Genomic DNA, 13,373 nt, shown 5'->3' with positions numbered 1-13,373 from the left:
TGTGGCGGTGAACATGGAGGTGCCGCTCTCCGGCGGGGACGTGACGGAGGGCGTGGTGCGGGTCGGTGAAACCGTGCGCAGGCCCCTCGGCCCGCACAGCCCCGCGGTGCACGGCCTGCTGAGGCATCTGGAGTCGGTCGGGTTCGACGGGGCGCCGCGGCTGCTCGGCGTCGACGAGCGGGGCCGCGAGATCCTGACGTGGATGCACGGGCTGACCCCGCGCCGCCCGCTGCCCGGCTACGCGGTCACGGGCGAGGCCCTGGCGGGCGTGGCGATGCTGCTGCGCCGCTTCCACGACGCGGTGCGCTCGTACGAGCCGCCGCCGGACGCGCCCTGGGACGCGGCGGCCTCCAACCTGGACGACGAGCCGGAGATCATCGGGCACTGCGACGTGACGCCCGAGAACGTGGTGTTCGACGAGGGCGAGCCGGTCGCGCTGATCGACTTCGACCTCGCCCGGCCCACCACCTGCCTGTACGACGTGGTCACGACGCTGCGGCACTGGGGCCCGATCGCCGACCCGTGCGACCGCGACGGCCTGCTCTACGGCGTGGACGTCGGCCGCCGGCTCCGGCTGTTCTGTGACGCGTACGGATTGGATCGTGACAATCGGCGACTCCTGTTGCCCGCGGCGCGCGTGAGGTTCGAGCGGTCCTACGACGCGATGCGGTTCCGCGCCGAGCACGTGGGCGGCGGCTGGGCGCGCATCTGGCACGCGGGCGCGGGTCCCCGGATCCGCCGTGCCCAGGACTGGCTGGAGCGCAACTGGGACGAGCTCGATGCGCGCCTCAACTGAGCGTGCCGCCGGCCTGGCCCTGGGGGTCTTGCTCGACGCCGTGTTCGCTGATCCGCGGCGCGGGCATCCGGTCGCCGCGTTCGGCCGTACGGCGGCGGCCCTTGAGCACAGGCTCTACGCCGACTCCCGCCCGCGGGGGGTTCTCTTCACCGCGACGCTGGTGACCGGCGCGGCAGGGCTCGGCCTTGCCGCCGAACGGTCCCGCCTCCCTCGTACGCTCACCACCGCGGCGGCCACGTGGGCGGTGCTCGGCGGGACTTCCCTTGCCCGCGAGGGGCGGCACATGGCGGCGCTGCTGGAGGCGGACGACCTGGACGGAGCCCGTGCCCGCCTGTCCCATCTGTGCGCCCGCGACCCGTCAGGCCTGGACGCCAAGGCACTCGCCCGCGCGACCGTGGAATCCCTTGCCGAGAACACCTCCGACGCCGCCATCGCCCCGCTCTTCTGGGGAGCGGTCGCGGGCGTTCCCGGGCTGCTGGCCTACCGCGCCGTCAACACCCTCGACGCGATGGTGGGCTACCGCAACGCGCGCTACGAAAGGTTCGGCTGGGCATCAGCACGCCTGGACGACGTGGCCAACTACCTGCCCGCCCGGCTGACCGGCCTGCTCACGGTCGCCTGCGCCCGCGAGAACAGGGGAGAGGCCTGGCGGGTGTTGCGGCGCGACGGCGCGGCGCATCCGAGCCCCAACGCCGGCCGCTGCGAGGCCGCGTTCGCCGGTGCCCTGGGCGTACGGCTCGGCGGCACGAACGCCTATGGCGGGCAGGTCGAGCAGCGCCCCGAGATGGGCGACGGACGTGCGCCCGAGGTCGGCGACATCCGCCGTGCAGCCCGCCTCTCGACCGCCGTCACCGCGGCGGCTGCGGCAGTGGCGGCCGTAGCGCTACTGGCCATGAGGAGGGCGCGATGAGCGGGGCAGGGGCCTTGCTGGTCGCCGGAACCACGTCGGACGCGGGCAAGAGCGTCCTCACCGCCGGGATCTGCCGCTGGCTGTCGCGCCAGGGCGTCAAGGTCGCGCCGTTCAAGGCGCAGAACATGTCGCTCAACTCGATGGTGACCGCCGACGGCGCCGAGATCGGCCGGGCCCAGTACATGCAGGCCCAGGCGGCCCGCACCGAGCCCAAGGCGATCATGAATCCGGTGCTGCTCAAGCCCGGCAGCGACCGGCGCAGCCAGGTGGTCCTGCTCGGCCGTCCGATCGCCGAGGTGGACGCGCTGGAGTACGGCGCGCACAAGGAGCGGCTGCGCGCGGTGGTCGCCGAGAGCCTGGCCGAGCTGCGCGCCGAGTACGACGTGGTGATCTGCGAGGGAGCGGGCAGCCCCGCCGAGATCAACCTGCGCGCCGGTGACCTCGCCAACATGGGCCTGGCGAGGGCCGCGGACCTGCCGGTGATCGTGGTCGGCGACATCGACCGCGGCGGCGTCTTCGCCTCGCTCTTCGGCACGGTCGCGCTGCTGGAGCCCGCCGACCAGGCGCTGGTCGCCGGATTCGTGATCAACAAGTTCCGGGGCGCGGCCGAGCTGCTCGCGCCCGGCCTCGACCAGCTCCAGGCCCTCACCGGCCGCCCGACCCTCGGCGTGCTGCCCTGGAGGCTCGGCCTCTACCTCGACTCCGAGGACACGCTCGCGCTCGACGCCCCGCGCCCGGACGCCCGCGCCCCGTACGGCGACCAGACCCTGCGCATCGCGGTGGTCCGCTTCCCGCGCATCTCCAACTTCACCGACCTGGACGCGCTGGCCTGCGAGCCCGGCGTCGTCGTCCGGTACGCCGCCAGCCCCGGCGACCTCGCCGACGCCGACCTGGTCGTCCTGCCCGGGACCCGCGCGACCGTGGCCGACCTGGCCTGGCTCCGCGAGACCGGGATGGCCGACGAGATCACCCGCCGCGCCGCGGAGGAACGCCCGGTGCTCGGCATCTGCGGCGGCTTCCAGATGCTGGCCCGCCGCATCGACGACGACGTGGAGTCGGCCACCGGGGGAGCCGAGGGCCTCGGGCTCCTCCCGGCCAGCGTGTTCTTCGCCGACGACAAGACGCTCGGCCGACCGAACGGGCGTGGCTACGGCGAGCCCGTCACCGCCTACGAGATCCACCACGGGATCGTCGACGTGGAGGGCGGCGAGCCGTTCCTGGACGGCTGCCGGCTGGGCGCGGTCTACGGAACGGTCTGGCACGGCGCGATGGAGAACGACGGCTTCCGCCGCGGCTTCCTGGCCGACATCGCGCGCCGGGCCGGACGCGACTTCACGCCCGCGCCCGACGTCTCGTTCGCCGCGCTCCGCGAGCAGACTCTCGACGCTCTCGGCGATCTGGTCGAGGAGCACCTCGACACCGGCGCGCTCTGGCGCCTCATCGAGAACGGCGCCCCGGCCGGGCTGCCGGTCGTCCCTCCTGGTGGAGCCCCGGAAACAAGCCTCGGAACGACTACTGACAAGTAAGTGAACGGTGGCTAAGATCACCCTGCTTGTTTCGAATGTGATTCATGTTCTGTAGCGGGGGAGACGCCGGTGAAGCGGTCTTTCGGTGTGCTTGTGGCCTTCGTTGGACTCGCAGGTGGGACGGTCCTTCAGGCCGTTCCGGCCGCGGCCGGTCCCGCGCCCGATCCGCTGAAGGCTGCCGCCGAGCAGGCGGCGCAGGGCTGTGACCCGATCGACCCGGCGGCGTGCCTGGTGCCGTTCCCGAACGACGTCTACACCGTCCGGGACACCCACACCGACACCGGCCGCCGCGTCGCGTTCAAGCCCGGAGCCATGCCGCGCAACATCCTCGGCAAGGGCATCGACCCCGCCGAGTTCAACCGCAACGACGGCTTCTCGCCCGGCACGCCGATCCTCGTTCAGCTGCCCGGCATCGACCCGGCCAAGACGGGCATCGCCCCCAGCACCGACATCGGCGGCTCGCTGCGCGCCGACGCGCCGGTCGTGCTGGTGAACGCCAAGACCCGCCAGCGCCAGCCGTACTACGCAGAGCTGGACGCGCAGGACCCGCAGCACCGCACGCTCATCATCCGGCCCGCCCAGCGCCTGGACGAGGGCACCCGCTACCTGGTCGCCCTCCGCAACGCCAAGACCGCCACCGGCGCCGTCATCGCGCCCGGCGCCGCGTTCACCGCGCTCAGCAAGAAGACCGCGCCGGCCGACAAGCGCCTCAAGCCGCGCTGGACGGCCCTGCACGCGACGCTGAACGACCTGGGCAAGGCGGGGGTCGGCACGCGCGGCCTCAACCTGGCGTGGGACTTCACGACCTCCTCCACCCGCAGCCTCACCGGCCGTGCCCTGGCCATGCGCGACACCGCGTTCGACCGGCTCGGCAAGAAGGCGCCCAAGGTCCTCATCACCTCGGTGAAGGACAAGACCGAGGCCGACGACCCGAAGATCGCCCGTACGGTCACCGGCCTGATCGAGGTGCCGAGCTTCCTCAACCCGGCGGGGACCGAGCTGACCTACGCCAAGGCCGACCCCGGCCCGTACGACAAGCCCGTCGCGCCCACCTGGCGGACCTACCACGCGCCGTTCGAGTGCAACATCCCGCGCGTCGCGCTCAAGGAGAAGGTCGCGCCGGTCCTGTACGGGCACGGCCTGTTCGGCGACTACACCGTCATCGACTCCGACGCCACCAAGTCGCTGTCCAACGACAACGGCCTGATGATGTGCGCCACCAACTGGATGGGGATCTCCGGCCCCGACAAGCCCTACCTGGCGCTGCTGGCCGACCTGTCCAACTTCCGGCTCATCCCGGACCGCATGCAGCAGTCCTACCTGAACACCCTGTTCCTCGGCCGCTGGCTCATCCACCCGCAGGGCGCCGCCGCGCAGAACGCCTTCAAGGTCGGCGACTCCTCCGTCCTCAACCCGAAGGCCAAGCTGACCTATTCGGGTGTCAGCCACGGCGGCATCCAGGGCGGCGCGCTGACCGCCCTCGCGCAGGACTTCACCACGGCCGTGCTGAGCGTGCCGGGCATGGGCTTCTCCACCCTCCTCAACCGCAGCTCGGCGTTCTCGTCCGTGCAGCAGGTCATCGACCTCCCGTACCCCAACAAGGCGGACCAGCAGATCGGCTTCGGGCTGATGCAGATGCTGTGGGACCGCGGCGAGGCCAACGGCTACGTCGCCCACCTGATCAAGAACCCGCTGCCGCGCACGCCCGTCCACCGCGTTCTGCTGCACGAGGCGTTCGGCGACGACGCGGTCTCCAACGTGACCACCGAGAACGAGGCACGCAGCCTCGGCATCCCGGTGCGGCAGCCCGCGCTGAGCGCCGGGCGGAGCAATGACGTCACGCCGTTCTGGGGGATCAAGGGGCGGTCCGCGTTCCCCTACACCGGCTCGATGCTGGTCATGTGGGACAGCGGTGCCCCGGTCGTGCCGCCGAACAACCTGCCGCCGGCCCCGCCGAAGAGCCCGCACGACAGCACGGTCCGCAGCGAGCTGGCCCGCATGCAGACCGCCCACTTCCTCAAGACGGGCGGCGAGGTCATCGACGTCTGCGGCGGCGGCCCCTGCGTCATCCCCATCGGGTGATCGGCAGGAGGGCTACTTGATGAAGCCCTGCTGCTTCATCCAGTCCCTGGCCACGAACACCGGGTCGTTGCCGTCGACGTCGACCTGGCTGTTGAGATCGCGCATCACGTCCGTGGTGAGCTTCGGGCTGATCTGCGCGAAGACCTGGCGGATCTCCGGGTGCGCGCGCATCACGGCCTCGCGCACGGTGACGTCGGCGTTGTAGTTCGGGAAGAACTTCTTGTCGTCGTTCAGCACCTGTAGGCCGAGGCCCTGGATGCGGCCGTCGGTGGTGTACACCTCGCCGAACGTGCAGTTGCCCTGTGACGTGGCGCTGTAGACCACGCCGGACGACATCTGCTTGACGTTGCCCGCGGGCACGCCCGAGCTCGACCCGTACGGGATCCCGTACGTCTGGAGCATGCCGCGCATCCCGTCGTTGCGGGAGAAGAACTCCGGCTCGACGCAGTACGTACGCTGCGCGACCGGGACCTTGGCCATGTCGGACAGGTTCTTCAGCCCGAACTTGCTCTGCGAGGCCTTGGTGACCGCCATCGCGTAGGTGTTGTTGAGCGGCGCGTACGGGCCCAGCCAGACGATCCCGTTCTTCTTCAGGTCGGCGTCCCGCACCGCCTCCCACTGCTTCTGCGGGTCCTGGATCGGGTCGTCCTCGCCGAGGTAGGTGATCCAGCCGGTGCCGGTGTACTCCCACATGAGGTCGTTGTCGCCGCCGGTCAGCGACTTGCGGGCGGTGACGCTGCCCTGCACGTTGGTGTGGTCCTCGACCTTGGCGCCCGCCGCGGTGAGCGCCAGTACGGCGATCTTCCCGAGGATGAGCTGCTCGGTGAACTCCTTCGAGGTCACCTTGATCGTGGCGTCCTTGAGGCCCGGCAGCGGCTGGATGCTGCCCGGCTCGATGTTCGGTACGAACGCCGACGCCGGCTTCAGCCCGCACGCGGCGGCGGCCATCAGCAGGAGCGCGGAGACCAGCGCGAGGAACGCCCGCATCACAACCCCCTCGGCGACAGGAACCGGGTGGCCATCGCGCCCACCCAGTCGACCAGCAGGGCCAGCAGGGCGATCAGGATGCAGCCGGTCAGCAGGACGAGCGTGCGCTGCGTGCTGACGCCGGTCGTGACCAGGTCGCCCAGCCCGCCGCCGCTGATGAACGAGGCGATGCTGGCCGTACCGACCATCAGCACCAGCGTCGTGCGCGTCCCGGCCAGGATCACCGGGGCCGCCAGCGGCAGCTCGACCCGCCACAGCACCTTCGGCGCCGACATCCCGATGCCGCGGCCCGCGTCGATCAGCGTCGGGTCGACCTGCTGCAGGCCGACCATGGTGTTGCGCAGCGCGGGCAGCACGCCGTACGCGACCAGCGCGACGATCGCCGTCCAGTAGCCGATGCCGAAGATGACCGCGAGCAGGACGACCACGCCGATGGCGGGCGCGGACTGGCCGATGTTGGCGATCGCCAGCACCACGGGCGTGGCGGGCCGCGCCCAGCGGCGGCTCAGCACGATGCCGAGCGGGATCGCGATGAGCAGCACGATCAACGTCGACACGACGGTCAGCTGGATGTGCTCCCACGTCTTCTGCCAGACGTAACTGACCGTCAGGACGCGCTTGGAGATGCTGTCGAGGTCGGCGTGGGTGACGTACAGCATCCACAGCACGCCGAGCCCGATGATGACCAGCGGCTCGACGACCGCGCGCCAGGCCTTCGGGGTCGGTGCGTGGATCGATCCCCGGGCGGCGACCGTCGAGTCGTCCACCGCCTGTTCGGCGACCTCGTCCGTGCCCGCCCGGCCCGGTGGCGCCTGCGTGCTCATGCTCTGTCTCCCGCGCGGCTCCGGGGCGCCTTGAGGCGCCGCCTTCCCTCCTCGCTCGTTCCTCGCTCGTCAGTCCAGGCGACGCCGCGCCCCTCCACCGCGCTCATGCGGCCCCTCCGACGGGAGTGCGGCGGCGGTTCTTGGCCTGCTCCTTCATGTCCCGGATCGCGGTCTGCAGGGTGCCGAGCGACACCACGCCCTTGTAGATGCCGCGCGGGCCGACGATCGGGACCGAGTCGTGGTCGGTCTGGATCAGCGCCTCCAGCGCCTGCTGCAGGTTGGAACGGGCCCGGATCGGCTCGGCCATCTCCATGCCGTGCCTGCCGATCGGCCCGTTCGACCCGTTCGACCCGTTCGGCCCGGAGAGCCCCTCCAGGTCCTCCAGGGTGATCCAGCGGAGCGGGCGGCGGCGCGCGTCCAGGACGATGGCGAACGTGCCCTCGGCCTCCTCGATGCGCGCCCGTACGGCGTCCGCGTCGTCCTCCTCGCGCGCCTCGGGCACCTGCTCCAGAGAGACGTCGGCGACGCGGCTGAACTTCAGCAGCTTCATGGCCTGCCCGCCGCCCAGGAACTGCTCCACGTACTCGTCGGCCGGGTTGAGCAGGATCTCCTGCGGCGAGGCGTACTGCGCGATCCGCGAGCCCTTGTCCAGGATGGCGATCCGGTCGCCGAGCTTCAGCGCCTCGTCGATGTCGTGGGTGACGAAGACGATCGTCTTGCCGAGCTCCTCCTGGAGCTTCAGCAGCGAGTCCTGCAGGTGCTCGCGGGTGATCGGGTCGAGCGCGCCGAACGGCTCGTCCATCAGCATCGCGGGCGGGTCGGCGGCCAGGGCGCGGGCGACGCCGACGCGCTGCTGCTGGCCGCCCGACAGCTCGCGCGGGTAGCGGTCCCGGTACGTGGCCGGATCGAGGTCGACCAGGTCCATCAGCTCGTCCACCCGGGCGGAGATCTTCTCCTTGTCCCAGCCGAGCATCTGCGGCACGAGGCCGACGTTGGTGCCGACGGTCATGTGCGGGAACAGCCCGGCGTTCTGGATCACGTAGCCGATGTGGCGGCGCAGCTCGTTCGGGTTCAGGCTCATCGCGTCCTGCCCGGCCACGATGATCTTGCCCGAGGTGGGCTCGATCAGCCGGTTGATGAGCCGCATCGTGGTGGTCTTGCCGCTGCCGGACGGGCCGAGCAGCACGACGATCTCGCCGGCCGGGATGGTCATCGTCACGTCGTCCACCGCGGGCGTCTCCTGCCCCGGGAACCGCTTGGTGACGTTGATCAGCTCGATGTCGCGCCCCGCGGTGTCCTGTCCGCCCGGTTCGCCGCTCGGTTCGCCGCCCGTCTCGCTCGCGGTCGTGGTTTCGCTCTCAGACACGGATCCCCCGCGAGGTGGTCAGTTTGCCGATGAGGTTCAGGCAGCCGTCGAAGACCAGGGCCAGGACGACCACGCCGAGGGTGCCGGCGAGCGTCATGTTGATGGAGTTCGCGCCGCCCAGCCGGGCCAGCCCGGAGAAGATCTGCTCGCCGAGCCCCGGCCCCGACACGTACGCCGCGATGGCGCCGATCCCCATGGCCAGCTGGGTCGCCACCCGCACGCCGGTGAGGATCACCGGCCAGGCGAGCGGCAGCTCGACCCGCATGAGGATGCGGCCCCGGCTCATGCCGATCCCGCGCGCCGCGTCCACGAGCGTCCGGTCGACACCCGTGAGGCCCACGATGGTGTTGCGTACGATCGGGAGCAGCGAGTAGAGCGTGAGCGCCACCACACTGGGCGCGACGCCGAGCCCGAGCGGCGTGATCAGCAGACCCAGCAGCGCCAGCGACGGGATCGTGAAGATCACCCCGGCGGTGCTGGTGGCGAACGAGGCCAGCCCGGGCGTCCGATAGGTGATCAGGCCGATCAGCACGCCGATGACCAGGGCGGCCACCACGCACTGGAAGACCATGCTGGCGTGCTGCCAGGTCTCGAAGACCAGTAGCTCGCGCCTGCTGCTCAGGTACTCCCAGAAGCTCATGTGCCATCCCCCGAGAGATCACTACCCAAGGTATTCACATGCTCACACATCGCATGGGCACAGGATGGGGTCGCGGGGGTGCGGGGCCCGATAGTGTGATCCATTCGTGCCACACCCCGCCAGAACGCACCGGCCTCAGGAGGACAGCGCCGTGACCGAGCCGCGCGCCAGTCTCATCGTCCCGTTGATGAAGGCCAGGGTGCCGGCCGAAGTGCAGCTGGAGTTCCCGCTTCCCCCGGCCGAGGAGCCGATCCGCGACCCGTTCGCGGGCGACCTCTACGTCACCTACGCCCTCGAGCTCGCCGAGGAGCAGGGCGCCCTCGGGTCCGGCGCGCTCGGGCCGGCGCGCCGCTACGAGCACATCGCGCGGCGACACTGCGACGAAATGGACATTCCGCCGCAGGATCTGCGCCGCCAGGCCGCGATCAACCTGCGCAACCGCCGCCCCGACCTCACCTACAGCTGGTACCCGGACGTGCGGGCCGTGACGGTGTCGCTCGGCGAGGGCCTGGAGTCCGGGCTGCTGCTGGACGACGGCTTCCTCGACAAGCTCGCCCAGGACGTCGAGGGCGACCTGGTCGTGGCCGCGCCCGCCCGCGACGTGTTCGTCGCGTCCGGTACGGGGCACCCCGACGGGGTCGACAGGCTGCGATGGGCGGTCGGTCAGGTGTGGTCGGAGGAGCAGCCGGCCGAGGGGTCCGACCCCTCGTTCGACGTTTCGGCGGGCAACCTGCTGACGCGCGATCTGCTCGTGCGCCGAAACGGCGCCTGGGAAGTCCTCGCCGCCGCCTGACGGCGGATCACCGCTCGACCCGCGGAACGCCCCGCCTGACCGGCGGGTCATCCGCCGGACCCGCGGAACGCTCCGCCTGACCGGCGGCCCGGCCGGCCGACACGGCGGATCTTCTTCTCGGTACGTACGTATGACCTAATTGCGGCTTCACCGAGACCGAAATACCGCGAACTCCCCGTGTCGGTATGCCTACTCGTCGTAGCCTCCGCTTGTCGTCCTCAGGCAGGAGGAGCTCCCCTATGGAAGGCAATCTCGCGGCCGCCCTGGCCAGACGCGCGGATACCTACGGCTGGCGGGATCGCCCGCTGTTCTACGCCGGCGACGCCAGTTACAGTCACGGCGAGGTGCACGATGCGGCCGCCCGCGCGGCCGGTGTCCTGCACGCGGCCGGGGTACGCCCCGGCCACCGAGTACTGATCGCCCTGCCCGACTCGCCCGGATTCGTGTCCGCCTTGCTCGCAGCGTTCCGGCTGGGTGCGGTGGCGGTCCTGACCGGGCCCGAGCAAACCCCCGCCGAGCACGCCCACGTGCTCGCCGACTCCAGTCCGCAGGCCGTGGTGTGCGGTGCCGCACTGGCCGAACGATTCCCGTCCGTCCACGTCCTCACCGCCGAGGACCTCACCGACGAGCCGGTCGGTGTCCCCGACCCCGTACCGCTCTCGTCCAACACCCCCGCCTACGTTCAGTACACCTCCGGAACGACGGGACCCCCCAAGGGCGCGGTTCACCGGCATACCGACCCCGAGGCCTATTTCCGGGCACTGGCGATCGGTGCTTTGGGTGTCGGCCCCGGGGACGTGATCTTCTCGCTGTCCAAGGCGTGCTACCCGTACGGGCTGGGCGCGTCGATCTTCTTCCCGATGTTCTGCGGGGCGTCGGCGGTCCTGTGGCCTGAGGCCCCCAACGTTCCCGGCGTTCTGGAGCAGGCGCTGCGGCACCGGCCGACGCTGCTGCTCACCGTCCCGACCGTCTACGCGCGGCTGGTCTCGGCCGAGAGCATCGGCGAGCCGGTCCGGGAAGCGTTCTCCTCACTGCGTGCGGCGGCGTCGGCCGGGGAGCCGCTGCTGCCCTCGCTGGCCGACCGGATCGAGGACGTCTTCGGCTGCCCGGTCCTGGACGGCCTGGGCAGCACCGAGGTCGGTCACACGTTCATCTCCAACACCGTCACCCGGCGCCGCAGGGGCGCGCTGGGCGTGGTGCTGGAGCCGTTCGAGATCGAGGTGCGCGTCGAGAACGGGCAGGCCGCCGGCCCGGCCAATCCGGGGGCGCTCTACGTGCGGGGGCCGTCGGTGATGCTGGAGTACCTCGGGCGGCCCGAGCAGACCGCCGAGGTGCTGGACGCCTCGGGCTGGCTGCGCACCGGCGATCTGGTGCACGTGGACGGCGACGGCTTCGTGCACCACCACGGCCGGATCCGCGACCAGCTGACGGTGTCGGGGGAACGGATCTCGCCGCTGGAGGTCGAGCGGATCCTCGGCCAGCATCCGCTGGTGGTCGAGGCCGTCGTCGCCCCGGGGGCCGGCGGGGGCGCGGCGCGGGCCGGGGGAGAGGCCGCGCTGCGGGCGTTCGTGGTGCTCGCCGAGGGGGCGGCGCCGACGCCGGAGCTGGCCGACGAGCTGCTCGAACGGGTCCGGGAGCGGCTGCCGGAGTACAAGGTGCCGCGGTCGGTGACGTTCATGGCCGAGCTGCCGCGCACCCGGGCGGGCAAGATCCATCGGACCGCACTGCACTCGGGGCGCCCGGCGGGCTAGAGGGGGTCACGGGGGCCGGTCGGGGGCCGGCCAGGGATGAGCTGGGGGTTCTGTCCACAAGATCCCTTGTATAGTGCCTTGTTGCAAAGAACTTGCAACAAGGAGAGTTATGCATCAGCGAGTCATGGGCATCGGGGCGGCCGCCCTCGCGGGCGGCCTCCTGGCCACCGGGATCGCCGGTTGCGGGTCCGGCGGGGGGACGGCGGCACGGTCCGGCGGCACCTTCACCTACGCGATCGGCGACGAGCCCGACACGCTGAACCCCGCGCTGCAGGACGAGCACACCGACCCGGTGACCGAACTGGTCTTCCGCGGCCTGACCCGGCACGACGCCCAGAACAAGGTCGTGCCGGGGCTGGCCGAGTCATGGACGGTCTCCGACGACGGCAGGGACTACACGTTCACGCTGCGTTCGGGCCTGACCTGGCACGACGGGCAGCCGCTCACGTCCAAGGACGTGAAGTTCACCATCGACACGGTGCGCAGGGCCGGGACGGCCGACGCTCCGCTCTCGCGCAACTTCACGGCCGTGTCGTCGGTCGAGACGCCCGACGCGACCACCGCCCGGATCACGCTGAGCCGGCCGTTCACGCCGCTGCTGGACGCGGTCTCGATGGGCCTGCTGCCCGAGCACGTGCTGCGCGGCAAGAAGATCACCGACGCGGACTTCGGGCAGCACCCGGTGGGCAGCGGCCCGTTCAGGCTCGCCACCTTCAAGCCCGGGCAGTACGCCCAGCTGGAGTCGTTCGGCGGCTACTACGAGGGCGAGCCGAAGCTCCCCAAGGTCGTCATCAAGTACGTCCCCGACGACACCGCACGGCTCATCCAGCTGAAGAACGGCGAGGTCGACGGCGCCCACATCCAGCCCCAGCAGGTCGCGAGACTGAAGGGTGAGGAGAAGGTGCGGCTGGAGACCTACCCGACGGCCGACTATCGCGCGCTGATGCTCAACTTCAAGAAGCCGGTCTTCGCCGACAAGCGCGTCCGGCAGGCGATGAACTATGCCGTGGACCGCGACGCGTTCGTCAAGAGCGTGCTGCAGGGGATGGGCAGTCCCGCCACCGGCCCGCTGGACGAGAACCCGTTCAAGACCTCCGCGCCGTTCAAGCTCGACCCCGCCAAGGTGGACGAGCTGATGAAGGCCGCCGGCTACACCCGGCCGAGCCCCGACGGGCTGTGGAGCAAGGGCGGCAAGACCGTGCGGTTCGAGCTCAGCACGTTCGCCGAGGACTCCGCTCGCGTGGCGATCCTCAACGTGGCCGCGACGCAGCTGAAGAAGGCGGGCTTCGACGTCGTCCCGAACCCGCGCCCGAAGGACTGGGTGCGCAAGCACTGGGGCGAGCTGGACGCCTTCGTGGTCGGCTGGGGCACTCCGTATGACGCCGACTCCTCGGTATACGGGCCGTTCCACTCCAGCGAGGCTCTGGACAAGGGCGGCTCCAACTACGGTACGTACGCCAACACCGACGTCGACAAGGCGCTGGACCGGGGCCGCGACACCGCCGATCCGGCCGAGCGCCGCGCCGCCTACGCCGACTTCCAGAAGGCGCTCGTGGACGACCCGCCGTTCGTGTGGATCTCCTACCTGCAGACCACCAACGCCGTACCGGCCACGCTGAGGGGCCCGGCGCGGCGCACCCTCGGGCACCACGGCTACGGATTCTTCTGGAACGCCGAGAAGTGGTCCTGGGCGTGACG

At 71.0% G+C, this 13,373-nt stretch carries 11 protein-coding genes; 7 read left to right on the top strand and 4 right to left on the bottom strand.

Annotated elements, in window-relative coordinates:
- Position 1 precedes the first annotated feature (1 nt).
- The 4 genes from J4573_RS02150 to J4573_RS02135 all read left to right on the top strand — a co-directional run bounded on the left by J4573_RS02150 (position 2) and on the right by J4573_RS02135 (position 5,314).
- Positions 2-796, top strand: a complete 795-nt coding sequence (locus tag J4573_RS02150) for a phosphotransferase (protein WP_307796454.1) — start codon at positions 2-4, stop codon at positions 794-796.
- Positions 780-1,706 (top strand): cobalamin biosynthesis protein, encoded by a 927-nt coding sequence (locus tag J4573_RS02145; protein ID WP_208253465.1) that lies wholly within the window; start codon positions 780-782, stop codon positions 1,704-1,706. Before J4573_RS02150 ends, J4573_RS02145 begins: the two co-directional genes overlap by 17 nt.
- Positions 1,703-3,232 (top strand): cobyric acid synthase, encoded by a 1,530-nt coding sequence (locus tag J4573_RS02140; RefSeq protein ID WP_208253464.1) that lies wholly within the window; start codon positions 1,703-1,705, stop codon positions 3,230-3,232. Before J4573_RS02145 ends, J4573_RS02140 begins: the two co-directional genes overlap by 4 nt.
- 93 nt (positions 3,233-3,325) lie before the next feature.
- On the top strand, positions 3,326-5,314 hold the full coding sequence (locus J4573_RS02135) for a hypothetical protein (RefSeq protein WP_208253463.1): 1,989 nt from the start codon (positions 3,326-3,328) through the stop codon (positions 5,312-5,314).
- Positions 5,315-5,326: 12 nt separating this feature from the next.
- On the opposite strand, the gene J4573_RS02130 is transcribed toward J4573_RS02135, so the two are convergent.
- The 4 genes from J4573_RS02130 to J4573_RS02115 form a co-directional block, all read right to left on the bottom strand.
- On the bottom strand, positions 5,327-6,301 hold the full coding sequence (locus tag J4573_RS02130) for a glycine betaine ABC transporter substrate-binding protein (RefSeq protein ID WP_208253462.1): 975 nt from the start codon (positions 6,299-6,301) through the stop codon (positions 5,327-5,329).
- Positions 6,301-7,125: an ABC transporter permease gene (locus tag J4573_RS02125; protein ID WP_208253461.1), complete on the bottom strand. Its 825-nt coding sequence runs from the start codon at positions 7,123-7,125 to the stop codon at positions 6,301-6,303. The genes J4573_RS02130 and J4573_RS02125 overlap by 1 nt, the downstream gene beginning before the upstream one ends.
- A 103-nt stretch (positions 7,126-7,228) precedes the next feature.
- Positions 7,229-8,491: an ABC transporter ATP-binding protein gene (locus tag J4573_RS02120; RefSeq protein WP_307796453.1), complete on the bottom strand. Its 1,263-nt coding sequence runs from the start codon at positions 8,489-8,491 to the stop codon at positions 7,229-7,231.
- Positions 8,484-9,131: an ABC transporter permease gene (locus J4573_RS02115; RefSeq protein ID WP_208253460.1), complete on the bottom strand. Its 648-nt coding sequence runs from the start codon at positions 9,129-9,131 to the stop codon at positions 8,484-8,486. Before J4573_RS02115 ends, J4573_RS02120 begins: the two co-directional genes overlap by 8 nt.
- A 151-nt stretch (positions 9,132-9,282) precedes the next feature.
- Here J4573_RS02115 and J4573_RS02110 point away from each other — a divergent pair, with 151 nt between their 5' ends.
- The 3 genes from J4573_RS02110 to J4573_RS02100 all read left to right on the top strand — a co-directional run bounded on the left by J4573_RS02110 (position 9,283) and on the right by J4573_RS02100 (position 13,371).
- A complete protein-coding gene (locus tag J4573_RS02110) occupies positions 9,283-9,924 on the top strand; it encodes a DUF1444 domain-containing protein (protein WP_208253459.1) in 642 nt (213 codons plus the stop codon).
- A 239-nt stretch (positions 9,925-10,163) separates the two neighbouring features.
- A complete protein-coding gene (locus J4573_RS02105) occupies positions 10,164-11,675 on the top strand; it encodes an AMP-binding protein (protein ID WP_208253458.1) in 1,512 nt (503 codons plus the stop codon).
- A 109-nt stretch (positions 11,676-11,784) separates the two neighbouring features.
- Positions 11,785-13,371 carry an ABC transporter substrate-binding protein gene (locus J4573_RS02100; protein ID WP_243772298.1) on the top strand — a complete coding sequence of 529 codons (1,587 nt, stop codon included), beginning with the start codon at positions 11,785-11,787 and terminating at the stop codon, positions 13,369-13,371.
- Positions 13,372-13,373: the final 2 nt, after the last annotated feature.

Source organism: Actinomadura barringtoniae (assembly GCF_017573505.1).
Taxonomy (GTDB): Bacteria; Actinomycetota; Actinomycetes; order Streptosporangiales; family Streptosporangiaceae; genus Spirillospora; species Spirillospora barringtoniae.
Note: the sequence above shows the minus strand (reverse complement) of the source record. Positions and strands in the feature narration are given on the sequence as shown.

What these genes read in the sequence shown, in the direction of transcription:
- J4573_RS02145 (WP_208253465.1), top strand. Translation starts at nt 780, where the DNA reads ATGCGCGCCTCAACTGAGCGTGCCGCCGGCCTGGCCCTGGGGGTCTTG.
- J4573_RS02140 (WP_208253464.1), top strand. Translation starts at nt 1,703, where the DNA reads ATGAGCGGGGCAGGGGCCTTGCTGGTCGCCGGAACCACGTCGGACGCG.
- J4573_RS02130 (WP_208253462.1), bottom strand. Translation starts at nt 6,301, where the DNA reads ATGCGGGCGTTCCTCGCGCTGGTCTCCGCGCTCCTGCTGATGGCCGCC.
- J4573_RS02125 (WP_208253461.1), bottom strand. Translation starts at nt 7,125, where the DNA reads ATGAGCACGCAGGCGCCACCGGGCCGGGCGGGCACGGACGAGGTCGCC.
- J4573_RS02115 (WP_208253460.1), bottom strand. Translation starts at nt 9,131, where the DNA reads ATGAGCTTCTGGGAGTACCTGAGCAGCAGGCGCGAGCTACTGGTCTTC.
- J4573_RS02105 (WP_208253458.1), top strand. Translation starts at nt 10,164, where the DNA reads ATGGAAGGCAATCTCGCGGCCGCCCTGGCCAGACGCGCGGATACCTAC.
- J4573_RS02100 (WP_243772298.1), top strand. Translation starts at nt 11,785, where the DNA reads ATGCATCAGCGAGTCATGGGCATCGGGGCGGCCGCCCTCGCGGGCGGC.